This window comes from Mannheimia massilioguelmaensis, assembly GCF_000940515.1.
In the GTDB taxonomy this organism is placed as follows: domain Bacteria; phylum Pseudomonadota; class Gammaproteobacteria; order Enterobacterales; family Pasteurellaceae; genus Basfia; species Basfia bettyae.
The window spans coordinates 123,492-147,530 of the sequence record NZ_CDQL01000007.1; the positions used below are offsets into that span (position 1 = coordinate 123,492).

General features: G+C 34.4%; 23 protein-coding genes. 12 read left to right on the forward strand and 11 right to left on the reverse strand.

Annotation, left to right across the window (positions count from 1 at the left end; all coding sequences use genetic code 11):
* The first annotated feature begins 66 nt into the window (after positions 1-66).
* A complete protein-coding gene (locus BN1226_RS07200) occupies positions 67-1,227 on the forward strand; it encodes a chorismate mutase (protein ID WP_044470621.1) in 1,161 nt (386 codons plus the stop codon).
* 143 nt (positions 1,228-1,370) lie between these two features.
* Here the strand turns inward: BN1226_RS07200 and frdD are convergent, their stop codons facing one another.
* From frdD to frdA, 4 genes are read right to left on the reverse strand one after another with little or no spacing between them, the layout of a single operon-like run.
* On the reverse strand, positions 1,371-1,715 hold the full coding sequence (gene frdD, locus BN1226_RS07205) for a fumarate reductase subunit FrdD (protein ID WP_044470622.1): 345 nt from the start codon (positions 1,713-1,715) through the stop codon (positions 1,371-1,373).
* Between the two features lie 11 nt (positions 1,716-1,726).
* On the reverse strand, positions 1,727-2,119 hold the full coding sequence (gene frdC / locus BN1226_RS07210) for a fumarate reductase subunit FrdC (RefSeq protein WP_081484411.1): 393 nt from the start codon (positions 2,117-2,119) through the stop codon (positions 1,727-1,729).
* A gap of 10 nt (positions 2,120-2,129) precedes the next feature.
* Positions 2,130-2,900 carry a succinate dehydrogenase/fumarate reductase iron-sulfur subunit gene (locus tag BN1226_RS07215; RefSeq protein WP_005761586.1) on the reverse strand — a complete coding sequence of 257 codons (771 nt, stop codon included), beginning with the start codon at positions 2,898-2,900 and terminating at the stop codon, positions 2,130-2,132.
* Positions 2,893-4,692 (reverse strand): fumarate reductase (quinol) flavoprotein subunit, encoded by a 1,800-nt coding sequence (frdA, locus tag BN1226_RS07220; protein WP_044470807.1) that lies wholly within the window; start codon positions 4,690-4,692, stop codon positions 2,893-2,895. The genes BN1226_RS07215 and frdA overlap by 8 nt, the downstream gene beginning before the upstream one ends.
* A 540-nt stretch (positions 4,693-5,232) precedes the next feature.
* Here frdA and BN1226_RS07225 point away from each other — a divergent pair.
* The 5 genes from BN1226_RS07225 to epmA all read left to right on the forward strand — a co-directional run bounded on the left by BN1226_RS07225 (position 5,233) and on the right by epmA (position 11,038).
* Positions 5,233-6,786, forward strand: a complete 1,554-nt coding sequence (locus BN1226_RS07225) for an ABC transporter substrate-binding protein (RefSeq protein WP_052506690.1) — start codon at positions 5,233-5,235, stop codon at positions 6,784-6,786.
* A 6-nt stretch (positions 6,787-6,792) separates the two neighbouring features.
* Positions 6,793-7,743 carry an ABC transporter permease gene (locus BN1226_RS07230; protein WP_044470623.1) on the forward strand — a complete coding sequence of 317 codons (951 nt, stop codon included), beginning with the start codon at positions 6,793-6,795 and terminating at the stop codon, positions 7,741-7,743.
* Positions 7,743-8,531, forward strand: coding sequence for an ABC transporter permease (locus BN1226_RS07235; protein WP_044470624.1), 789 nt, complete (start codon positions 7,743-7,745; stop codon positions 8,529-8,531). Before BN1226_RS07230 ends, BN1226_RS07235 begins: the two co-directional genes overlap by 1 nt.
* Positions 8,531-9,934 carry an ABC transporter ATP-binding protein gene (locus tag BN1226_RS07240; protein WP_044470625.1) on the forward strand — a complete coding sequence of 468 codons (1,404 nt, stop codon included), beginning with the start codon at positions 8,531-8,533 and terminating at the stop codon, positions 9,932-9,934. Before BN1226_RS07235 ends, BN1226_RS07240 begins: the two co-directional genes overlap by 1 nt.
* 132 nt (positions 9,935-10,066) lie before the next feature.
* Positions 10,067-11,038: an elongation factor P--(R)-beta-lysine ligase gene (gene epmA, locus BN1226_RS07245; RefSeq protein ID WP_044470626.1), complete on the forward strand. Its 972-nt coding sequence runs from the start codon at positions 10,067-10,069 to the stop codon at positions 11,036-11,038.
* An 83-nt stretch (positions 11,039-11,121) separates the two neighbouring features.
* Here the strand turns inward: epmA and BN1226_RS07250 are convergent, their stop codons facing one another.
* The 4 genes from BN1226_RS07250 to BN1226_RS07265 are packed head-to-tail and all read right to left on the reverse strand — an operon-like array spanning position 11,122 to position 13,199.
* On the reverse strand, positions 11,122-11,403 hold the full coding sequence (locus tag BN1226_RS07250; protein WP_044470809.1) for a YciI family protein: 282 nt from the start codon (positions 11,401-11,403) through the stop codon (positions 11,122-11,124).
* 20 nt (positions 11,404-11,423) lie between these two features.
* Positions 11,424-11,870 carry an acyl-CoA thioester hydrolase YciA gene (gene yciA / locus BN1226_RS07255; RefSeq protein WP_044470627.1) on the reverse strand — a complete coding sequence of 149 codons (447 nt, stop codon included), beginning with the start codon at positions 11,868-11,870 and terminating at the stop codon, positions 11,424-11,426.
* Positions 11,871-11,877: 7 nt separating this feature from the next.
* A complete protein-coding gene (locus BN1226_RS07260; protein ID WP_044470628.1) occupies positions 11,878-12,420 on the reverse strand; it encodes a septation protein A in 543 nt (180 codons plus the stop codon).
* A gap of 5 nt (positions 12,421-12,425) precedes the next feature.
* Entirely contained in the window at positions 12,426-13,199 is a 774-nt protein-coding gene (locus tag BN1226_RS07265) for a hypothetical protein (protein ID WP_044470629.1), read from the reverse strand.
* A 222-nt stretch (positions 13,200-13,421) separates the two neighbouring features.
* On the opposite strand from BN1226_RS07265, the gene BN1226_RS07270 reads away from it, so the two are divergent.
* Positions 13,422-14,039: an OmpW family outer membrane protein gene (locus BN1226_RS07270; protein ID WP_005761499.1), complete on the forward strand. Its 618-nt coding sequence runs from the start codon at positions 13,422-13,424 to the stop codon at positions 14,037-14,039.
* Positions 14,040-14,153: 114 nt separating this feature from the next.
* On the opposite strand, the gene recN is transcribed toward BN1226_RS07270, so the two are convergent.
* On the reverse strand, positions 14,154-15,830 hold the full coding sequence (recN, locus tag BN1226_RS07275) for a DNA repair protein RecN (protein ID WP_044470630.1): 1,677 nt from the start codon (positions 15,828-15,830) through the stop codon (positions 14,154-14,156).
* Positions 15,831-15,907: 77 nt separating this feature from the next.
* Positions 15,908-16,795 carry an NAD(+) kinase gene (locus BN1226_RS07280; protein WP_005761609.1) on the reverse strand — a complete coding sequence of 296 codons (888 nt, stop codon included), beginning with the start codon at positions 16,793-16,795 and terminating at the stop codon, positions 15,908-15,910.
* Positions 16,796-16,972: 177 nt separating this feature from the next.
* Here BN1226_RS07280 and grpE point away from each other — a divergent pair, with 177 nt between their 5' ends.
* The 3 genes from grpE to BN1226_RS07295 all read left to right on the forward strand — a co-directional run bounded on the left by grpE (position 16,973) and on the right by BN1226_RS07295 (position 20,934).
* On the forward strand, positions 16,973-17,566 hold the full coding sequence (grpE, locus tag BN1226_RS07285) for a nucleotide exchange factor GrpE (protein WP_044470631.1): 594 nt from the start codon (positions 16,973-16,975) through the stop codon (positions 17,564-17,566).
* Between the two features lie 67 nt (positions 17,567-17,633).
* Positions 17,634-19,694: a capsular polysaccharide biosynthesis protein gene (locus tag BN1226_RS07290; RefSeq protein ID WP_420835359.1), complete on the forward strand. Its 2,061-nt coding sequence runs from the start codon at positions 17,634-17,636 to the stop codon at positions 19,692-19,694.
* Positions 19,695-19,707: 13 nt separating this feature from the next.
* Entirely contained in the window at positions 19,708-20,934 is a 1,227-nt protein-coding gene (locus BN1226_RS07295; RefSeq protein WP_044470633.1) for a capsule biosynthesis protein, read from the forward strand.
* Between the two features lie 48 nt (positions 20,935-20,982).
* Here BN1226_RS07295 and BN1226_RS07300 read toward each other — a convergent pair whose 3' ends face one another.
* Positions 20,983-21,327 carry a DUF496 family protein gene (locus BN1226_RS07300; protein ID WP_044470634.1) on the reverse strand — a complete coding sequence of 115 codons (345 nt, stop codon included), beginning with the start codon at positions 21,325-21,327 and terminating at the stop codon, positions 20,983-20,985.
* A gap of 207 nt (positions 21,328-21,534) precedes the next feature.
* Between BN1226_RS07300 and serC the strand changes: the two genes are divergently transcribed.
* The gene (serC, locus tag BN1226_RS07305) at positions 21,535-22,620 is read left to right on the forward strand and encodes a 3-phosphoserine/phosphohydroxythreonine transaminase (RefSeq protein WP_044470810.1); all 1,086 of its coding nucleotides are present in this window, start codon (positions 21,535-21,537) and stop codon (positions 22,618-22,620) included.
* Between the two features lie 117 nt (positions 22,621-22,737).
* Entirely contained in the window at positions 22,738-24,039 is a 1,302-nt protein-coding gene (aroA, locus tag BN1226_RS07310) for a 3-phosphoshikimate 1-carboxyvinyltransferase (RefSeq protein WP_044470635.1), read from the forward strand.

Below are 24,039 nucleotides of genomic sequence, written 5' to 3' on the forward strand. Positions count from 1 at the left end.
TTACAATGTAATAAGGGTGTGTTAAGTTTATCAACTACACGCCTTTATTAGTTTTAGGGAATATTTATGGCACTTGATCTTACTGAAATTCGTCAGCAAATTACGCAAATTGATCGCAGTTTGTTAAAGCTATTGTCAGAACGTCATCGACTTGCATTTGATGTTGTTCGTAGCAAAGAAATTATACAAAAACCATTACGTGATAAAGTACGTGAACAACAATTGCTACAAGAATTGATAAACTATGCTGAAAATCAGAATTATCAATTAGAACCACAATATATTACTCAAATTTTCCAACGTATTATCGAAGATTCTGTTCTTACTCAACAAGTTTATTTGCAGAAAAAACTTAATCAGCAAAGAGAACAAAGCCTTCATATTGCATTTCTTGGTAAACGAGGTTCTTATTCTCATTTAGCCGCACGAAGCTATGCGACTCGTTATCAAGAACAACTTATTGAACTAAGCTGTAGTAGCTTTGATCAGGTTTTTGAAAAAGTAAGTAATGGCGAAGCAGATTATGGCGTACTTCCTTTAGAAAATACTACTTCAGGTTCAATTAATGAAGTCTATGATCTCTTGCAGAATACAGAGTTATCCCTTGTTGGAGAACTTGCGTATCCGATTAAACATTGTGTTCTTACTAGTAGTCAAGTAGATTTAAGTCAAATTGACACTTTATATAGTCATCCACAAGTGATTCAGCAATGTAGTCAGTTTATTCGTAGTTTAGAGCGTGTACATATTGAATACTGTGAAAGTAGTTCACATGCTATGCATTTAGTTTCTAGCTTAAATAAGCCAAATATTGCAGCATTAGGTAATGAAGATGGTGGTCATTTATATGGTTTAAGCGTGTTGAGATCGAATATTGCGAACCAAGATAATAATATTACTCGATTTATTGTGATTTCTCGTAATGCAGTAGCTGTATCACCTCAGATTCATACCAAAACATTATTATTAATGACCACAGCACAAGAAGCAGGTTCATTAGTTGATGCCTTATCTGTATTTAAAAATCATCAAATTAAGATGACAAAATTAGAATCTCGTCCAATTTATGGTAAACCTTGGGAAGAGATGTTCTATTTAGAAATAGAAGCAAATATTAATCATCAAGATACCCTTGTTGCAATAGAAGAATTGAAACAATATACCACCTATTTGAAAATTCTAGGCTGTTATCCTAGTGAGATTATCAAACCTGTAGAGGTAAAATAGAATTAAAACTGTGTGAGGTTATTTTTTAGTTATATAAAGTTAAAGTGCGGTTGAAATTTTTTGAAAATCTACCGCACTTTTTATATCTACAAGTATTAAAAAAGGTCTTCATAAAAGAAGACCTTTATTTTTAAATATGTGGCTTAAATAGCGATGACTGCGAATAATACAATAAAACTATATAAGGCAGCCAAACCGTAGAAAATTAGTCCACCATTATTAACATGCACTTTAATGTCGTGCATACCATGATGAACACGGTGTAAGCCAGCCCACATTGGGAAAATAGTAAGTACAAGAATTACTAATTTACCAAACCAGTGATGAGCAAATGCAATAATATTATCTGGGGAAATAATGCCAAATGGTAATAGAATACCAATAATAAGGATTAATACTGGGAATGCAAGCCCACTCACCATACCGCCAGCACTGAACATTAACCATACTGGTGGCTCATTTGAACGTTTTGGATTTTGATCAACCATTGTCTTGCTCCCTAGATAAATGCTAATACTAATGCGATTACAGAGACTGCTGCAAATGCAATTTTTAATAATTTTTGGATCACTTCAGATTTAATACCTGTGGATCCAGACATTACTTCGCCTGTCATTTGGAACAATGTGAATGCATGCACTAGTAATAAGGCTAGTGAAATTAAGTTTAAGATTACAACTAATGGATTTTGTAAGAAAGGAATAAAGTTTTCTACAAAACCATTTTCAGAGGTTAAACAGAATACACCATAAAGTAATACAAGGCAGAACCATACAGTAGGAATAGCACTTGATTCACGTACCATATAGAATTTATAGAAATCCCAGCTTTTCCACCAAGTCGCTGTCATTGGACGTACATATTTGTTACGTTTAGTTTCAGTTGTCATAATATGCCTCCTACTACGCTTTTGGTTTAAGCATTGAAATTAGATAGTCTTTTGCACTTTCTAATTTGCCTTGGTTGATAGCCGCAGCTGGATTTACATGTTTAGGACAAACTTCTGAACATGCACCAACGAATGTACAAGACCAAACACCGTTTTCACCATTGATGATAGGCATACGTTCTGCTTTACCATGATCGCGGTTATCTAAGTTATAACGGTGAGCCATAGTTAATGCAGCAGGACCAACAAACTCTGGGTTTAAACCGAATTGAGGGCAAGCAGCATAGCATAAACCACAGTTAATACACATAGAGAATTGACGATATTTCTCTAATTGTTTTGGGGTTTGTTTGGTACGGCTTTTTGCTAATTCTGCTGATGGATGAGGTTGACCATCAAGTTCAGGCATCTTGTTACCAATGATATATGGTTTGATAGCTTCTAAACTTTCAATAAAGTGGCTTAAATCAACGATTAAGTCACGTTCAATAGGGAAATTAGCTAATGGTTCAATACGCATATGACCACTATAGTCACGTAAGAAAGTTTTACATGCTAATTTAGGAATATTATTAACCATCATACCGCATGAACCACAGATAGCCATACGACAAGACCAACGGTATGCAAGTTCAGGATCTAGTCTATCTTTGATATAACCTAGTGCATCTAATAAAGAAGTTTGATTATCATAAGGCACTTGGTAAGTGCGTAAGTATGGTTCTTTATCTACTTCTGGGTTATAACGCAATACTTCAACGTTCATCATTGCTTGATTAGCCATTTGCGTTCTCCTTAGCTTTCGCTGCTGCTTCAGCGGCATCAGCTTCAGCACCATATACACGTTTTGCTGGTTGTGATTTAGTAATTTTCACAGGGCTGTAATCAATGCTTGGCGCACTATTTTCGTTATAGAATGCTAATGTGTGTTTCAAATAATTTGTATCATCACGTTCTACATAGTCTAAGCGTTGGTGAGCACCACGAGATTCTTTACGCTCGATAGCAGAGTTCGCAATTGCTTGAGCAACATCTAAGATGTAACCTAATTCAACAGTATATAATACGTTTGTATTGAATACACTTGAACGGTCTTGAATACGAATACGTTTATAACGCTCTTTTAATTCCGCTATTTTATCCACGGCACCTTGCATACTTTCTTGGTCACGATAAATACCACAGCCTTCTTCCATTGCAACACCCATTTCTTCACGGATGTCAGCCCAGTTTTCAGTACCTTCTTGGTTAAATAGGTCTTCTAAGCGACGAATAACATCTTGTGCTTGAGCATCAATAGCAGCTTGATTTACATTTTGTACTTCAACTGCACGTTGTGCTGCATATTCACCTGCAACACGGCCTAACACAACTAATTCAGCTAATGAGTTAGAACCCAAACGGTTCGCACCATGTAAACCTGAAGAAGCACATTCACCCACTGCAAATAGACCTTTAATACGAGTTTCACTATTAAAGTCTATTTCGATACCGCCCATGGTATAGTGAACAACTGGGCGTACAGGAATTGGTTCATTAACTGGATTTACACCTTCATAAGCTTGTGCTAATTCACAGATAAATGGCAAACGTTCGTGTAAGTATTTTTCACCTAAATGACGTAAATCTAAGTGAACGATATCAACGCCTTTAGCCGTTTTTAATGTTCTGCCTTTTTTCCATTCTTGCCAGAAAGCTTGTGATACTTTGTCACGAGGACCAAGTTCCATATATTTGTTTTGAGGTTTTCCTACTGGTGTTTCAGGGCCTAGGCCGTAGTCTTGTAGATAACGATAGCCATCTTTATTGACTAAGATACCACCTTCACCACGACAGCCTTCAGTCATTAAGATACCTGTATTTGGTAAACCTGTAGGGTGATATTGAACAAACTCCATATCACGAAGAGGAACACCATGACGATAAGCCATTGATAGTCCATCACCAGTTACAATACCACCATTGGTATTGAATTTGAATGCACGACAACCACCACCAGTTGCAATGACAACTGCGTTAGCATTGATTTGAACTAATGTTCCTTCCATCATATTCATTGCGACTACACCACGAGCGTGCCCGTCGTCCGTTAAGATGTCTAATACGAAGTGTTCATCAAAACGTTGAATTTGTGGGAATTGAATAGATGTTTGGAATAAAGTGTGTAATAAGTGGAAGCCAGTTTTATCTGCAGCGAACCATGTACGTTCGATTTTCATTCCGCCGAAACGACGTACATTGACATCACCATCTTCTTTACGAGACCAAGGACATCCCCAACGCTCCAATTGCGTCATCTCAACAGGCGAATGTTGTACAAAATATTCAACAACATCTTGTTCACATAACCAATCGCCACCAGCAACAGTATCTTGGAAGTGTTTATCATATGAATCTTCTTCTTTGATTACTGCAGCGGCACCACCTTCTGCTGCAACAGTATGGCTACGCATTGGATAAACTTTAGAAATTAATGCAATCTTTAAGTTTGGATTGGCTTGAGCTGCTGCGATTGCAGCACGTAAGCCACCGCCACCCGCACCTACGATTGCGATATCGACATTAACAGTTTGCACGATATTTTCTCCAATAATAAATAATAAAAGTAAAAAGGTAAAAGCACGTTTTAATCTCAAATGCTTCATTAGGTATGTTTATTTTGCCATTAAAAGATTCAATTACTAACTCTTTTTTATTATTTAAAGGATAAGAATGACTATTTTGTGATCTAACTCAAAAAAGTAACTTTTTAGAGTCTTTGCTATAGATTATTTAAAAAACTAATAATTTTAGGTTTTTATTTAGATAATTATTAAAAATCAATCATTTTTTTAAATGAAAAACAAATCATGAGATATAAAAATATATATAGTAGCTTTATTAACAGAGAATAATTAGTCATATTTTTATTCTGAAACGAGTCTTATTTATCGATTGGCTAAAATGAGTTTATTTTGCCGAAATTAACATACTAATAATCAATATTGTGAAACTTAATTTTTAGTGAAAAATAACAATGAAAATTATTTCTAGTTATGCTAAATTAGCAACCAAATAAAAAGTATAAGTTATATAAATTGGCTTATTTTATACCAATGAAAAGGAATCTTTATTTTATGAAAAAAATAATATTATTACTGATTATTATTTTAGCGGTAATCTTTTTTATGCTTAACTTTTCTTCAGAAGAATTAAGTGATAAATCAGCTTCAAATGCAGATAAACAGAATAAACCTTTAATTGTGGTCACTCCTTGGGAAATTACATCGGTGGATCCAAGTAAATCTGGTTATATCTTTCAACGTTTACAATTAGCTGAAACTTTAGTTGATGTAGATAAAGATGGACATCTATTAGCTGGTTTAGCTGAAAGTTGGACGGCTAATCCAACATCAGATCAATGGGTTTTCACTTTACGCCCTAATGTTAAATTTCATGATGGATCAATTTTAACTGCTGAAGATGTGGTTAATAGTTTAACTATTGCGTTAACTAAGCCAACACCTTTAAAAAATGCGATGATTAAGGAGATTAAAGCATTAGATGAGCAGCACGTTCAATTTACTTTAGATAAACCATTAGTGATTTTTCCTGCTTATTTATCTCATGCAACAACTATGATTTTTGCTAAAAGTGCGGTTAAAAATGGCGAAATTTCTGAGGTGATTGGTACCGGGCCTTATAGAGTTCTAAAAATTGAGCCGCCACAAAAAATTGAACAAACAGCATTCAATGATTATTGGGGGGATAAAGCTAAAATTAAGCAAGTTTCCTATTTAGCCAATAGCCGTAGTGAAACTCGTAGCTTATTAGCACAAAGTAAACCTAATTATTTAGTATTTAATTTAGATCCTGCGAGTTTAAGCCGTCTTTCCTCAGATGATAATTTAACTATTCAGGTGAAGCCTGTTGCTCGTACTATTCAATATAAAGTGAATGTAAAAAATCCTTTGTTTGCAGATGTGGCTGTTCGTCAAGCATTGAGTGATGCGATTGATCGTGAAGGCATTGTCAAATCGGTACTTAGAATGGAAAGTGGAGAAGCGGAACAAATTTTACCTCCAGCATTTGCGGATTGGCATCTAAATGTAGCGCACACAAAACCAGATTATCCTGCAATTAAATCTCGTTTAATTAATTTAGGCTTTGAACAAGATGCAAATGGTATGTTAGTTAAAGATGGAAAACCTTTCCAATTTACGCTGCGTACTTTCTCTGATCGCCCAGAATTACCGATTATTGCTACTGCATTACAAAACCAATGGAAGCAAATTGGTGTGGATATGATCGTTTCAGTAGGCAATTTTTCTGAAATTCCTGCGGGTCATCAAGATGGCTCTTTAGAAATGGCATTATATTCTCGTTACTATGGTATGTTGCCAGATCCAACTGCTATGTTATTACAAGATTTTGCACCTCAAGGCGCTGATTGGGGCGTGATGAATTGGTCTGATAATACGTTTACCGAAACACTTGAAGCATTGCAAAAAACTTCAGATGAGGCTGAGCAACGTAAATTAAAAGCTAAAGCTGCAGAAATTATTTATCAGCAAAAACCAATTACAGCAGTGTCATTCTATCAAACAAATGCAGTTTCAAATAAAGCATTAAAAGGATTGGAATTAGATCCTTTTGAACGTAATTTCAAATTAAATAAATTGTCTTGGTAGAAATATATGGTTAAATTGCTTTCTAAGCGTATTGGGCAACTCTTTTTAATGATTTGGTCAGTGGGAACACTGACCTTTATTTTGACAAGAAGCTTGCCAGGGGACATGGCATTTCGTATCGCAGCAAGTCGTTATGGTTATGATCAGACAGATAGTGCAGCAGCAACGCTTGTACGAAGAGAACTGAGTTTAGATCAAAGTTGGTGGCAAAGTTATTTTAATTGGTTTACTGATTTGATTCAGTTGAATCTTGGTAAGTCATTAGTTTCAGGCGAAACTGTATGGGCATTAATCGTTCATCAATTTATGCATACATTAAGTTTAGCTGTAGTAGCTTTGATTTTAGGCATTTTAATCGGCCCACCATTGGGATTATTAGCTGCTCAACGTCCAAATGGGATATTTGACCGATTAACCTTAGTACTTAGTACGTTCTTACGTTCAGTCCCAGCATTTATTATTGGTATAGGACTTATCAGTCTATTCGCAGTCAATTTAAAATGGCTTCCTGCTGCGGGGTATGGAAGTTGGCAACATTTTTTGTTACCAGCATTAACTTTAGCGTTAGGATTAAGTGCTGTTTCTGTTCGTATCAGCCGTAATGCGATGGTTGCTGTGCAACAATCTGAATATTATCAATTTTCTTACCTTAAAGGTCTTAATCAACAACAAAGTTTTGTACGGCATGGGCTACGTAATGTGGCAATTCCGATTATTACTTACCATTCAGTACAATTAATTTATTTAATAGAGGGTGTGGTTATTGTTGAAAGTCTTTTTGCTTGGCCAGGCAGTGGGCATGCATTAGTACATGCAGTCATTGCCAGAGATGTACCGATGATTCAAGGTACTGCACTAATCATGGGCGCTCTTTTTATTATTTTAAATATGTTGGTTGATATGTTAAGTAGTTGGATTGATCCCCGAATTAATCATCATTCAGAAGGGGCAGCATAATGTTAAAGAAACTTTCTTTTGCTCAAAAGTGCGGTAGTTTTTTATTAATTTTTTTATTAGCTATCGCTTATTTGCAGCCGTATTTTTATCCTATGGATGAAGCATTCCAAAATTTTAATAAAATTTTGCAAAAACCTACCGCAGTTTATTGGTTAGGAACCGATCATTTTGGTCGAGATATGTTTGCTCGCCTTGCTTCTGCAATTCGACTATCTTTTTCTTTAGTCGTGATGTCAGTTGGCTGTTCGTTATTTTTTGGGTTATTGTGCGGTATTTTAGCTGGTTATCTCGGTGGTTTAGTTGATCGTGTTTTCTCATTTATAAGTGATGTCATCATGGCATTACCAGGCTTACTCTTTATATTGCTATTTGCGGCTATTGCTCCTGGTTCATTTTGGTCACTTTATCTCGGTATCTCATTAGTGATGTGGGTAGAGTTTTTCAGAATGATTCGTGCCATTAGCAGAACTTTGTCATCAAGTATAGAAATTCAATCTTCTCGTTTAATGGGAATGGGGCTATGGTATTGTTTTAAACGTCATTTTTTTCCTAAATTGGCTCCTGTCATTTTAACCTTAAGTGCATTTTCTGCAGGAAATGCAGTGTTGGCGTTAGCGACATTAGGATTTGTGAATGTTGGTTTACGTCCACCTACACCCGAACTAGGCTTGATGATGACGGAATTATTTCCTTATTATCACGAAGCACCTTGGATCTTTTTACAACCGATAGCTGTCGTATTCTTGCTTGTATTAAGTTTTCAATTAATTTCAGGGAGAGTGAAATAATGACTATTTTAATTGAAACACAATCTCTGTCTGTTTATACAAGATCGGGATTATGCTTGGTTGAGCCCATTAATATAAGATTACAACAGGGGCAATGTTTAACCATATTAGGAGAAACTGGTTCAGGTAAGAGTTTATTAGCACAGGCGATCATGGGATGCTTACCTGATGGATTAATAATTAAAGGGCAAATTCATATACATCAGGATTTAATAAATCAGAAATTAGGACGACAAAATTGGGGAAAATGCATGGCGATGTTGCCTCAAGAACCCGTTCGTTCATTAGATCCAACGATGAATATATTTAACCAAGTATGGGAAAGTTTTTCTTTAGTAGGTCAACTTAACAATGGGCTTTCTTCGCAAAAAACTAAGGAGAAACTAACCGCACTTGGATTAGCTAAGTTTATGAAATATTTTCCTCATCAACTTTCAGGAGGAATGGCACAACGAGCCTCTTTTGCAGCTGCTACATCAGGTGGCGCTATTATGGTGATTGCTGATGAACCAACTAAAGGTTTAGATGAAAAAAATAAACGTATTGTGATTCAATTATTGCAAGATATTGTGAATCAAGGTGGAACGTTACTCACTATCACCCATGATATTGATGTCGCCGAACAACTTGGTGGTTCGATTATGGTGATGAAGAAAGGGATTTTATTAGAGCAAGGAAATGCTCAGCAAGTTTTAAAAAATCCTCAATCTGAGTATGCTCAGCAATTGATGGCGGCTTCTCCTCATAATTGGCAAAAGCAAGTTAAACAAGAAGTTGTCTCTGAGATGTTAGTGACAGCAAAGGATTTAAGCCTAGGAAGAGGAGAGAGAACTTTATTTAAGGATTTAAATTTTCAATTAAGAAAAGGTGAAGTATTAGGATTAATTGGCGATAGTGGTATCGGAAAAAGTTCTTTAGGTGATGCCTTATGTGGCTTATTAAAGCCAAAGTGCGGTGAAATTTCTTGGAATTTTAAACCAAAACGTCAACAAGTATTAAAACTATACCAAGATCCTCCAGCAGCATTTGCTCAAAGCGTAAGTTTACAGATATTGTTAGATGATGTAATTGATAAGCATGGTTTAGATAGAAGTAAAATTCCTTATTTATTAAAGCAGCTTAAGTTAGAACAGGATTTATTGGCTAGAACTGCAAATAATGTATCTGGCGGAGAATTACAGCGAGTGGCAATTCTACGAGCTTTATTATTTGAACCTGTGCTTTTATTTGCGGATGAAGTGACTTCTCGATTAGATCCTATTACTCAGAAAGAAACCTTAGATTTATTGATAGAACAATGTCGTATTCACAATTGTACTTTAGTCATAGTAAGTCATGATCATCATCTGATTGAGCATTATTGTCATCAAATTATTGATTTAACTGAATATCAGCTTCAGTAAATCAATATCAAAAAGCACTTGTTAAGCAATAAATAAGTGCTTTTAATATTTTAATCACCAATCAAACTCTTTGGAAACTTACTTGAAAGTAGATTAAAATATAGCATTAATATTTTTATAATAGGTATATTTATGTTTGTAGCAGAAGATTGGCGTCCTACGGCCTCTATAAAAACTTTACAAGCGAGAGCTAAAATTATTAATGAAATTCGTAAGTTTTTTACTGAACGAGGTTTATTAGAAGTAGAAACCCCTGTTCTAAGTGAATTTGGTGTAACTGATGTACACTTATCTACCTTCAATACTGAATTTGTGGCACCTTTAAATGAGCATTCTAAGACCTTATGGTTAGGTACAAGTCCTGAATATCACATGAAGCGTTTAATTGCTGCAGGATGTGGAGCAATTTTTCAATTATGCCGAGTTTTTCGTAATGAAGAAGCTGGAAATCGCCATAATCCTGAATTTACCATGTTGGAATGGTATCGCCCGCATTTTGATATGTACCGTTTGATTAATGAAGTGGATGATTTATTGCAACAAATTCTTGATTGTGAACCAGCGGAAAGTTTGAGTTATCAGTTTGCTTTTCAACAATTTGTCGGAGTAGACCCTCTTTCTGCAACTCGTGAAGAATTAGTGGCTAAAGCCCATGAACACCATTTTATGTGTGATGCCAATGAAGATCGAGATACCTTGCTGGAGTTTTTATTTAGTACCGTAGTTGAGCCTTGCATTGGTAGAGATCGTCCTACTGTTGTTTATCATTTCCCAGCAACACAAGCTGCGTTAGCTCAGATCAGCCCAGAAGATCATCGGGTTGCAGAGCGTTTTGAATTTTATTATAAAGGTTTAGAACTGGCTAATGGTTTCCATGAGTTAACAGATGCCCATGAGCAATCAACTCGTTTTGAACAAGATAATAGACAAAGAGAGAAAATGGGGTTACCACAACGTTTGGTAGATAAACGTTTACTGGGGGCATTGCAATCTGGTATGCCAGATTGTTCTGGTGTGGCATTAGGTGTAGATCGTTTAATTATGGTTGCTTTAGACGAATCCAAAATTGAAAATGTTATGGCATTTTCAGTGAATAATGCCTAAAAATTTTGTAAAAAAACACCGCACTTTTTGGTTAATCAACTAAAGTGCGGTGTTTATTAAAAAAATTTTATTCAAGCCATTAGCTAGAACACAGGTTTGAATGGTTTAATAATAACATTCTCATATACCCCAGCAGCCACATAAGGATCCTTATCTGCCCAAGCTTGAGCATCCTTTAAAGAGGCAAATTTTGCAATTACAGTTGAGCCTGTTATACCTGTTCCATCAATCGTAGGATTAGGGCCGGCGGTAAGTAAACGCTCTTCTTTATGAAGTAACTCTAAACGAGCTAGATGTTGTGGGCGAACAGCCATACGTTGTTCTAGTGTATTAGGCTTATCTTGTGCAAAAATTACATAATACATCATTTTTATCTTCCTATTGATTATTCTGTTATTAACATTAATGCTTGTTCTAATTCTGGATTATTTTCTCTAGGAACAGCTCGAGGTTTTCCATCTTTGTCTATAGCAACATAGGTGAAGAGAGCTTCTGTCACACAATTACGATCACTGATACCTTCATAAACTTTCTTAATCCATACTTCAACTTTGACTTGCATAGATGAACGTCCTACTTTTACTAATTTGCCATAGCAACAAACAACATCACCTACAGCAATGGGATGTAAAAATGTGATTCGTTCTACACATACTGTGACCACCCGCCCTTTACTTATTTCTTTGGCAAGAATAGCACCTCCCATGTCCATTTGAGACATAATCCAACCACCAAAAATATCACCATTTGCATTGGTATCAGAAGGCATAGCTAAGGTTCTCAAAATTAGAGAACCTTTAGGGAATCGATTTGTTTGAGTTATTTCTGTCATTTATAACCTACTTTTGTTGATTGTCTTTAGGAAGATAACGATAAATATAAATTCCTGTCAATATGGTTGCTATGAAAGTCATAGTAATAATTCCGAAAGATTTGAAATCAACCCAAATTTCTTCTGAATAATACTGGCTAATATAAATATTGATCACCATGCATAAAAGAAAAAAGCACGACCAGCCTAAATTAAGATTATTCCAAACTTTTTCAGGAAGTGAAATTTCCTTACCTAATAATTTTTGAATAAGTGGTTTTTTAAAAACAAATTGGCTTATTAAAAGAATAAGTGCAAATAACGCATAAACAATAGTGACTTTCCATTGTAAGTATTCAACTTTGTTAAAATAAGCTGTTAATCCACCAAAGAAAACTACAGCAACACCCATAATAATTTGTTGCTTTTCAATTTGACCATATTTCAATTTTAAAATGATCATTTGAATAATTGTTGCTAAAACTAGAGTTATCGCAGCTTCTCTAATACCTGACAATTTATAAACGATAAAAAATAAAATGAGAGGAATAAATTCAAGTAGTTGTTTCATTTATTTTATGCCTTTTGATTAAATAAAATATAAAAACGATAACTAATAATAAGCACAAATACACTAATTGTAGCAATTAATAATGTTGCAATAATATCAATAGTTATATTTGTTGCTAAAAATGCAATTTGCTGTGTTAGAGCGGGGATAAAAAAATAAATTAATAAGCAATAAATAAAAAGAATTGCAACACGCTTTTGACTCATTTGCCAAATTTGTTGAATAGCTTGTAAAAGACTCACTTTAGTCATGAGATAATGTATAGGAGTTAGACATAAACGAATATAAATGTAAGTACCTAGGATAACTAAAATAATTCCAAAGAGTCCAGTTGTATTACTAGAATTAACAATCGCTGGGAGTATATTTATTAACCCTATTGCTAAAGGAAGGCTGATAATGATGTTGAGCATGATGAAACCGATAATCCCATTCAAAGTCGATTTAGTGCTTTGAGTGTAATTCACAGCTTGACCTTGGCTAATTTGATGAATACCAAATAGCCCCCAAGCAGAAAGGACAAATGTCATTAATTGATTGACTAAATATAACACTAAGAAATTATCACTTTGTACACGTTGCATCATGATAGAAATATCATTTTTATTTCCTATCTCTGTGCTTGATGTTTCAATTGCGGTTTGAAATAAAGATGAGCCCAAAAAGTTAATTATTAAACTGGCTAAACAAAAGAATAGTATCAGAGTGAACACAAATTTACGCTGGTTTCTCATAAAATTCCAACTATCTTGCAAAATCTGTGAAAAATTAATTGTCATTTAAGACCTCATATTAATCAGTTGAATTATCACTGTCTATTATACTGTGTTTATGCTTAATTGTATAAAAATAGTGGATTTTGATGCATGTCAAATAATTTTAATAAATTTATTTCATAAACTTTGATATTGATCACATTTTTAATACCCATTTATTGGTATATTTCTTACGCCTGTGAATAGGCACAATTTTTGTAAGTTTTTCGACTTAAGGATAATACAATGAAAAAATTAGGATTCGTGTTGGGTATAAGTGCTGCATTAGTCAGTGGAGCGGTAATGGCACATAGTGCAGGTGATGTGATTGTTCGCGCAGGTGGAGCGTTAGTTGTTCCTAATGTAGATAATTCTAATCCAGCGTGGAAGAATTTAGATGTTAATTCTAATGCTCAATTAGGCTTAACTGCAACCTATATGTTTACTGATAATGTCGGTGTTGAATTATTAGCTGCAACACCATTTAGCCATGAAATTACATTAGGTAATACATTAGTGGGTAAAACAAAACATTTACCACCAAGTTTATATGCACAATATTATTTCTTAGATAAAGATTCTCCTGTTCGCCCATATATTGGTGCAGGGGTAAACTACACCACTTTCTTTGATGAAAAAGAAGTACTTGCTGGAGTTACAGACCTCAAATTAAAAGATTCTTGGGGATTAATGACAAATATGGGGGTGGATATTAATATCACTGATAATTTCTTTATAAATGCCTCAATGTATTATGCAAAAATTAAAACTAAAGCAACATTTAAAGTTGCAGGTACTGAGCATGAAAATAAAGTGACTTTAGATCCAACTATATTTTTCCTAGGTGTTGGTTATCGCTTCTAATCTAATATTTCATAAAGCAGATAACTATTATTCTCTGTTCTATGTAGTTAGATTATAAGTTTAAGGACTGGTTTTGGGTTGAACAAAATCAGTCCTTTAATTTTGGCTTTGCTGTTAACCTACAAGAGCTAATAATTCTTGTGCATTTGCTAACGCCGTATCAGTAATTTTGCTTCCCCCTAATAATTTGGCAAGTGCTTTTACACGCTGTTGAGCGGATAGTTCAATCATTTTCGTTTCTGTTTTGCCTTCTATTGTCGATTTTTCTACCATAAAATGCTGATGCCCGTGACAGGCAACTTGAGGTAAGTGAGTGACACAAACTACTTGGCATTTGCTACTTAGTTTTCTTAATAATTTACCGACAATGCTTGCAGTAGCGCCGCTGATACCAACATCAATTTCATCAAAGATTAAGGTGGGAATGGCAATTTTATCTGAAGTTAATACTTGTAGCGCAAGTGCAATTCTTGATAATTCGCCACCAGACGCAATTTTAGAAAGAGGCTGTGCTGATTGTCCTAAATTACTTCGCAAATTAAAAATGACATTATCCGCTCCGTTACTTGTAATTTCATTGTAATTGGCTTCCAAATTAATAAAAAACTCTGCGTTTTCCATAGCAAGTTGTTTTATTGATTTTGTCATTTGCTTAGCAAGCTTATCTGCGCCTTGTTGACGACTTTGATGAAGTTCAGTAGCTGCTGCTAATGTCTTTTGATAAGCTTGCTGTTCTTGTGCTAGTAATTCATCTTCATTGTCATAAAAATCTATAAGTTGGGACAATTCTTTCTTTAATGTTTGATGTAATGCTACTAGATTTTCAGGTTTTACATTATGCTTACGAGCTAATTGTAGTACTTGATGCATTCTTTGTTCTATTTCTTGCAGTACTTGAGGAGCTGACTCAATATTATTGGATAGATGTTGTAATTCTGTATTAGCTTCTTTAATTTGAATTAATGCATCTTGCAATAAACTTTGAATATTTGTATAACGAGTATCTAATTCAGAGAGTTCTTCAATATATTGAGTTGCCCGATAAAGTAAGCTATCGACGTTAACTGTTTCATTTTCACTTAAAATTTGTAATGTAGATTGTGATAAGTTAGTAAGTTGTTCACTATTAGAGAGACGGCGCTGTTCTTCTTCTAATTCAAGATATTCATTAGGTTGTAAGTTCAATTCATTTAATTCATCAACTTGATATTGTAGAAGTTGTTTTTTAGCTTCATTTTCAGCACATCTTTGTTTAAATGTTTTAACTTGTAATTGTAAGTTCTTCCATACTTGATATGTTTCAGCCATATCTTCTAGTAACTGATAGTGAGCACAAAAATTATCTAAAGCCTGTAATTGAAACTCATTTTTTAGTAATAGTTGGGACGAGTGTTGCCCATTTATATGAATAAGTTTTTGTCCTAAGTCTTTTAGTAATGAGGCAGATACTGGGGTGCCATTAATAAAAGCTTTTGAACGCCCTTCTTGATTGATTAAACGGCGGAGAATACATTCTTCAGGATTTTCTTGATCTCTCAATTCATTGTCAATTAACCACTGATCTGCAACAGAGTTTTTTTCAATATGAAATGTTGCACAGACTTCAACTCGTTCAGCACCTTCACGTAACATTGATGCATCTGTACGTTGACCGAGACATAAACCTAATGCATCAATGGCAATAGATTTACCAGCACCAGTTTCACCTGTAATAACTGACATTCCTTTAGAGAGTTCAATATCAAGGTGGTGAACGATAGCAAAATTATTAATTGTGAGTTGAGTAAGCATTAGATAATCTCCTTTACTGTATAATAATCAGTATATATATGATTTTTTATACAGTAAAGGGGTTGTAATGGAAAAAACTAAAATAATTTTTTAAGCCATCCAAGTTTTGAACTTAACACATTGTAATAATTGTAATTATGTAAATGTAATAGGCGTAGTTTATGTGGAGTCTTTTGAATATGCACGATATCAGTACTGTGAACATCAAGTGTAAATTGGCTATCACAACTTATTTCAACGTTTGCTACATTATAATCAGCAAAATTAATTGAGATTTTGCTATTACCATCAATAACTAAGGGTCTTGAAGATAATGTATGTGGAAACATAGGAACAAGAGCAATGGCATTTAACTGTGGTGTTAAAATAGGGCCTCCTGCTGAAAGAGAGTAAGCCGTAGAGCCTGTTGGGGTAGCAACAATTAAACCATCAGAACGTTGTGAAAAGGCAAACTTATCATCAATAAAAACTTGGAAATCAATCATATGTGCAATTTTAGCAGGATGAATAACTAATTCATTAATAGCTTCTCCTTTTGCAATAATTTCCCCATTACGTTGTATAGAGGCTTCTAATAGAAATCGTTCTTCTACAAAGAATTCGCCATTTAAACAAGCTTGTAATTGTGCATAAGCATTTTTAGGATCAATATCGGTGAGAAAGCCTAAGTTACCTCTATTTATGCCAATCAGTGGAATATCATATTTGCATAACTCTCTCGCATGGCCAAGCATATTTCCATCTCCACCAATCACAATGACTAATTGTGCTTGTTGTCCGATTTGTGTTAACGAGGCGAGGTATTTTTCATCAATGTTTAAGCTTCTTCCAATCTCTTTTTCGACTAAAACCTGATATCCTTTTTCGCTCAACCAATGAACGATGTTTTTATGCATTTGTAAGGATGCATCATTACGAGGACGACCTACTACTGCAATAGTTTTAAATGAGGCTGCTGTAACCATTTGTTTTACAATTCCTTATTTTATGTTTTTTATAAGTACTTGAATCAGGCAGTTTTACCCTTATATAACCTATAAAAAGGAGTAAAAGTAACATTAACATTCTTTCATGGGTTTGTTACAATGATACTACTAATCTTTGCTTTATGATTAGATTTTTATATTCAGACGGAGAAAATAATGTCAGAACAAGCGCAAAACCAAGAAAAAGTTGAAATTACAGAAGATTTAGCAACTCAAGAAATACAGGATACTGAAGAACAAACCACTGTAGAGGAAGAGTCTTCTGATGCTCTAGAAGAAGCTATTGCACGTGTTCAAGAATTAGAAGAACAATTAGCTGAAACAGCTAAAAAAGAGCAAGATTTATTGCTACGTTCTCGTGCTGAAATGGATAATATGCGTCGTCGAGCTGAACAAGATGTAGAAAAAGCCCATAAATTTGCATTAGAGAAATTTTCAAAAGATATTTTAAATACTATTGATAATTTAGAACGTGCATTAGCTTCCCCAGTAAATAAAGAAGATGAAAGTATAAAAGCTTTGTTTGATGGTGTAGAACTAACACTTAAAGAATTATTAGCTACAGTTGGCCGTTTTGGTGTTGAGCCAGTAGGTAATGTGGGAGAAGCTTTTAATCCAGAAATGCATCAAGCTATTTCCATGCAACCAGCGGAAGGTTTCGAAAGTAATCAAATTACTAGCGTGTTACAGAAAGGCTATTTATTAAATGGCCGAGTGATTCGCCCTGCTATGGTAATGGTAGCATCTTAATATTATAATAGGGACAATAATTATAAGATTATTGTTCCAGTTTTATTTTAAGAGCCTACACTTAATGATGTCTAAAGCACTTATTTTTTCCCGTGGGATTTTAAAAATTCCAAATTTAAAAAATTTCCTTCCGGAATATCAATTAATCAACGCTAAATGGTTTCAACCAACAGAAAATGTTAGTGCTGTATTGGGATGGGGCTTTCGACCCTCCTCTCGACGAGCAAGAATTTATGCCTCATCACATCATTTACCCTATTTTGCATTAGAAGATGGCTTTTTGCGTTCATTGGGATTGGGGGTTGCAGGCTATCCACCTTTCTCTATGGTGGTCGATGATTGTGGTATTTATTACGATAGCACCAAGCCTTCTCGTTTAGAAAAACTTATTTTATCAGCTGAAAATATTGCCCAAAGTATCTTGTCTGATGCAGAAAAAGCACTATCTTTACTAGTGAAATATAACCTATCAAAATATAATCATGCTCCAGACTTTTCTCCGGATATGTCAAATAAATCTGATATCGTGCTTGTGGTGGATCAAACCTTTGGTGATATGGCGGTACAATATGGACAGGCCACAGAATACCACTTCAAACAGATGTTAGATTGTGCTATAGAAGAAAATCCTAATGCGGAAATTTGGGTTAGAACACATCCTGATGTACTAAGTGGTAGAAAAAAAGGGTATTTAACTAATTTATCAAATTATACGAATAAAATTCGTTTATTTGTAGATGATGTGAATGCGCTTTCTTTATTAAAATATGTTGATAAGGTTTACTGTGTTACATCTCAAATGGGATTTGAAGCCTTAATGTTACGAAAAAAAGTTGTGACATTTGGCGTTCCTTGGTTTGCTGGATGGGGATTATCTGATGATCGACACCCCATGGTTACGCAATTAGTGAACGGTAATCGTCGTGTTCCTAGAACCTTATTGCAACTCTTTACAGCAGCATATTTACAATATAGTCGTTATATTAATCCAAATAATGGAGAAGTTGGGTCTATTTTTGATGTGATTGAATATTTACATCGAACTAAATTACTTAATTTACGTTTAAGTGGTCATTTGTATTCTGTTGGTATGTCTTTATGGAAAAGAGCTGTAATTAAGCCATTTTTCAATTTACCACAATGTCATTTAAAGTTTGTATCTTCGTTAAAAAAATTAGAAAAGCTACCGCACTTTTCGGATGCTAAACTACTTATTTGGAGTCAAGGTAACGCTGAAATATTAAATTATGCTAAACAGCATAATCTACCTCTTTTACGTATGGAAGATGGTTTTATTCGTTCGGTTGGATTAGGATCAAATTTAGTTGCACCTTTATCTTTAGTCATTGATGATTTAGGGATTTACTTTAATGCACAAACTCCCTCACGTCTAGAATCTATTCTACAGCACTATGATTTTTCTGAACAAGATCTCATTTTGGCAGAGAAGTTAAGACAACGTTTAGTTGCTGAAAATATAGGTAAATATAATGTAGGTAATTCAGGTTTTCGTCTGAAACATCAGGATAGACTAACTATTTTAGTTCCTGGACAGGTGGAAGATGATGCATCAATTCGTTTTGGTTCACCTCAGATCAATAAAAATCTTGATTTATTGAAACAAGTTAGAACTATGAATCCAGATGCTTATATTATTTATAAACCTCATCCTGATGTAGAAAGCGGAAATCGTGCAGGTAAAATTGCTCGTGATAAAGCGATGAGTTATGCTGATGATATTGTTGAAAATATAAATATTTTAGATTGTATAAATCAAGTGGATGAAGTTCATACAATGACTTCATTAGCTGGATTTGAAGCTCTATTGAGAGGAAAAGTTGTACATTGTTATGGATTGCCATTTTATTCTAATTGGGGATTAACGAAAGATTATATTTGTTTAACTCGTCGCCAAAGAAAGTTATCTTTATTACAACTGATAGCTGCAGTCATGATTTATTATCCTCAGTATGTAGATCCTAAGAAAGGATGTATAATAGATGCGGAGCACGCAATTAATATTTTGAGAGAACAAAAATTTCAAAGCCAAAATAATGGTCTGCATCGATATTGGATTACAAAACAATTAGAAAAATTAAAACAGCTTTATCAAGCATTAAAATATTAAAACTAGGGTTTTTATGATTACTCATTATTTAGATGAATTAGTAGCATCTTCTAATAAAATTTTGTTATTGCAGGGTCCAATTGGTCCTTTTTTCTTTCAATTTGGAGAATGGTTATCACATGAACAAGGTAAAACAGTATATAAAATAAATTTTAATGCTGGAGATGATCATTTTTATCCGCCTTCGTCTCCAAATACATTTCAATTTTCCGATCACTTTGTAATTTTACGTGCTTATTTAAAACAATTTTGTCGTGAGCATAGTATTGATGCAATGCTGTGTTTTGGTGATAATCGTCATTGCCATAAAATTGCTAAAAGAGTTGCAGAAGAACTCAATATCCCATTTTGGGCATTTGAGGAAGGTTATTTTAGACCGAATTATGTTACTTTAGAGAAATCAGGTGTGAATGCTTATTCACCGATTCCTCGTGAAAGTGCATTTTTTCTAGAACTAGCACATGAATTACATGAACCTCACCAACCACTTCATGTTGCGAAAGGTTTTTATCCTATGGCAAAGTTAGCAACACAATATTATGTAGCCACTTATTTAGCACATAAAAGATATTCTCATTATAAGCATCACCGTATTTTAAGTTTACGTTATTATATTAAACTTTGGGTAACATCGGGTATTAAAAGGCTCTGTTATTTGTTGAAAGATCGTTCTTTTGCTAAAGATGTTGAAAATGGAAAATTCGGACAATTTTTTATTGTTCCTTTACAAGTTTATGATGATAGTCAAATTTCAGAACATACTGATTATGAGAGTGTAGAAGCTTTTTTACGTGATGTTTTAATTTCTTTCGCAAATTATGCACCACCACATATTAATTTGATTGTTAAACATCATCCAATGGATCGAGGATTTATTGATTATAGTCATGTAATTGAAGAAATTGAGCAAGATTATTCAAATTTGAAAGGACGGGTTTTTTACATTCATGATGTACCATTACCAGTCTTTTTAAGACATGGACGAGGGATGGTAACATTGAATAGCACAAGTGGTGTTTCTGCGTTATTGCATGGTATGCCTGTTAAAACCTTAGGGCGTGCTAATTATGATATTCCGGGTTTAACTAGCCAATCTAGCTTAGAAGAGTTTTGGAATAATCCACAAATACCAGATGCTAATTTATTTATAGCTTATCGGCGTTACCATTTGAACAAAACGCAAATTAATGGCAACTTTTATAATAAGGTGATTTTACGCTATCCATATAATCAGTCATAAACTACAAAAAGTGCGGTAATATCACCGCACTTTTTTACTGAGGAATAATTAATCCTCAACTTTTTTCAATAAAGCTTCATGTGCTTTTCTTTGTGCTCTCATCGTTTCTTTGATTTCACGGCGTTGTGTTGAGAGCTCAGCATTTTTAATCATATAGTCATCCACTCGACCTTCGTAGTCATCACGCATATTTTCAATAATTGCTCGTACATCGCTAATACTCATATTATTCGTAATATATTCACTTAGATTGTCTAAGAGTAAAACACGTTTTTGATTGTCACGAATTTTACGATCGTTATCACCAATATCGCGTAATAATTTGTTTCTTAAACGATATAAACGTACATATTCTAAAACGTCTTGGAATGATTGTTTGTTTACATTTTCCATAGTAATTCTCTCTATAAAGTGGATAGGCAAAAGATACAAATAATTTAGCTTGTTTTGCTATTCTCGTCAAAGAGTTAAGCTTTTTTTTGTAATACAAATCAAAAATTATTAGGAATTGGTGAAAATTCGTTGATTAGTATGCCTCAAGGTGATAAAAATAAAAAATATCACTTTTTATTCAATAACCAATTATTAGGAAGCCAAAATATGTCTCAAGTATTTAATTTCAGTGCAGGTCCTGCAATGATACCCGCTGCAGTGTTAAAAAAAGCACAAGAAGAATTGTTGAATTGGCAAGGTCAAGGTACGTCTGTAATGGAAGTTAGCCATAGAGGTAAATATTTTATGGAGTTAATTACTCAAGCAGACAAAGACTTCCGTGAGTTATATAACATTCCAGATAATTATAAAGTACTTTTTTTGCAAGGCGGAGCACGTGGTCAATTTGCGGCTATTCCGATGAATTTAATTGCTGAAAAAGGTAAAGCACTTTATTTAAACAGCGGTCATTGGTCTGCAACTGCGGCGAAAGAAGCTTGTAATTTTGCTGAAATCGATGAAATTAGCATTATTGAAGAGAAGGATGGATTAACTCGAGTCAAGCGTTTAGATTTTAGTGATATTGCAGATCAATATGATTATGTTCATTATTGTCCCAATGAAACCATTACAGGAGTTGAAATTACAGAAATTCCTAATGTAGGTAATGCGGTGCTTGTGGGAGACTTTTCATCAAATATTCTTTCTCGTAAATTAGATATTAGTAAATTCGGTTTAATTTATGCGGGGGCTCAAAAAAACTTAGGTCCTGCTGGTATTGTGATTGTGATTGTTCGTGAGGATTTAATTGGTAAAGCTCGTAAAGCAACTCCTTCAATTTGGAATTATGAAGTACAAGCGAATGCTGATTCAATGATTAATACTCCTCCTACATTTGCCTGGTATTTATGTTCATTAGTGTTTAAAGATTTATTAGCTCATGGCGGTGTTGATGCAGTTGCTGCACGTAACTTGAAAAAAGCAGAATTACTTTATAGCTATTTAGATCAAACTACTTTCTATCACAATACGATTGCTAAGGAAAATCGCTCAGTTATGAATGTGACATTTACAACTGGTGATGATGAACTCAATGCAAAATTTGTTAATGAGGCAACTGCGGTAGGTTTACAAGCCTTGAAAGGTCATAAAGTATTCGGTGGGATGCGAGCTTCAATTTATAATGCTATGCCAATTGAAGGTGTTGAAGCACTTATTGCCTTTATGAAAAAATTTGAAGCAGAAAATGCTTAATTAGTTTTAGTATATGCCTATGCTAGGCATTAGTTTATTAACTCATGCCTTCTTCTTAAAAGTGCGGTCAAATAATAAAAAATTTTCCGCTTTTATTTATCCTATTTAAGACAAACAATGGAAAAAATTACACTTACGCCAATTACTCGTGTTCAAGGTACAATTAATTTACCTGGCTCAAAAAGCCTTTCAAATCGAGCCTTATTGCTAGCAGCTTTAGCAAAAGGGACGACTAAAGTAACCAATTTATTAGACAGTGATGATGTTCGTCATATGCTTAATGCACTCAAGCATTTAGGAGTTAATTACCAGTTATCTGAAGATAAATCAGTTTGTGAAGTACAGGGTTTAGGACATTCTTTTGAATGGAATAGCGGATTATCATTGTTTTTAGGTAATGCTGGGACAGCAATGCGTCCATTAACCGCAGCATTATGTTTAGCTAGTCCAAACTTACAGCCTGCTGAAATTGTGTTAACGGGTGAGCCTAGAATGAAAGAGCGTCCAATTCAGCATTTGGTAGATGCTTTATTACAAGCGGGTGCAGATATTCAATATTTGGAACAAGAAGGCTATCCTCCACTTGCTATTCGTAATACTGGGCTAAAAGGTGGTAAAGTTAAAATTGATGGTTCGGTTTCTTCTCAATTTTTGACCGCACTTTTAATGGCAACGCCTATGTCAGAGGGAGATACTGAAATCGAAATTATTGGTGAGTTAGTGTCTAAGCCTTATATTGATATCACGTTAAATATGATGAAAATTTTTGGAGTATCTGTAGAAAATCAAAACTATCAGCGTTTTATTGTCAAAGGTAATCAGCAATATCAATCACCAAAGACCTTTTTAGTTGAAGGCGATGCTTCATCTGCCTCTTATTTTTTAGCTGCGGGTGCAATTAAAGGCAAGGTACGTGTAACAGGGGTCGGTAAAAATAGTATTCAAGGCGATCGTCTATTTGCGGATGTGCTTGAAGCAATGGGGGCAAAGATTATTTGGGGTGAAGATTATATAGAAGCAGAGCAAGGTCATTTAGTTGGTGTGGATATGGATATGAATCATATTCCTGATGCTGCGATGACAATTGCTACAACGGCATTATTTGCTGAAGGCGAAACCGTTATTCGTAATATTTATAATTGGCGAGTAAAGGAAACAGATCGTTTAACCGCAATGGCGACAGAATTACGTAAGGTTGGTGCCGAAGTAGAAGAGGGCGATGATTTCATTCGAATCCAGCCTTTAGCTTTAGATAAATTTAAACATGCTGAAATTGAAACCTATAATGATCACCGTATGGCTATGTGTTTTGCATTAATTGCATTATCTAATACGCCAATAACAATTTTAGATCCAAAATGTACAGCTAAAACTTTCCCAACCTTCTTTGATGAATTTCTAAATATCGCAGAAGCATAA